The organism is Saccharothrix sp. ST-888, from assembly GCF_000955975.1.
GTDB lineage: Bacteria > Actinomycetota > Actinomycetes > Streptomycetales > Streptomycetaceae > Kitasatospora.
In genome coordinates, this window is sequence record NZ_JYJF01000325.1 from 1 (window position 1) to 641 (window position 641).

At 71.9% G+C, this 641-nt stretch carries 1 protein-coding gene; it reads right to left on the bottom strand.

The window, feature by feature from the left end; all coding sequences use genetic code 11:
- Positions 1-641, bottom strand: a 641-nt coding sequence (locus tag UK12_RS32905; protein WP_045306879.1) for a polyketide synthase dehydratase domain-containing protein, incomplete at both ends; no start/stop codon positions are given.

The window sequence follows — 641 nt, forward strand, 5'->3', positions numbered from 1 at the left end:
ACCGAACCCGGCCGCCGCGAACCGGTCGTACAGCTCATCGACCGGCACGGCCTCCGCACCCACCGGCGGCCACTCCACCAGATCGAACGACTCCGCAGCACCACCCTCGGCCAGCAGACCCGCCGCGTGACGCGTCCACGGCTCCTCGGCCGAAGCTTCCTCGGCCCTGGAGTAGAGGCCGACGGTACGTCGACCCGACTCGTCCGGCGTGCCCACCGAGACCTGGACCTGCATGGCGCCCTTGGCCGGCAGGACCAGCGGCGCCTCCAGGGTCAGCTCCTCGATACGACCGCAGCCGACCTGGTCGCCCGCTCGAACCGCCAGTTCCACAAAGGCAGTTCCCGGCAGCAGCACGACCTCACCCACGGCGTGGTCGGCCAGCCACGGGTGCGAGTCCAGCGACAGCCGTCCCGTGAAGAGATGGCCGTCCGCGTCCGCGAGAGCCACGGAGGCGCCCAGCAGCGGATGGTCGGCCGACCCCAGGCCGGCGGACGCGACATCGCCCACCAGGCCGGAGCGGACTCGCGGCCAGTAGTTCTCCTGCTGGAAGGCGTAGGTGGGCAGGTCGACGCGCTGCGCGCCGGTACCCGCGAAGACCGCCTGCCAGTCGAGCTTGGCACCACGGACGTGCAGCTGCGCCA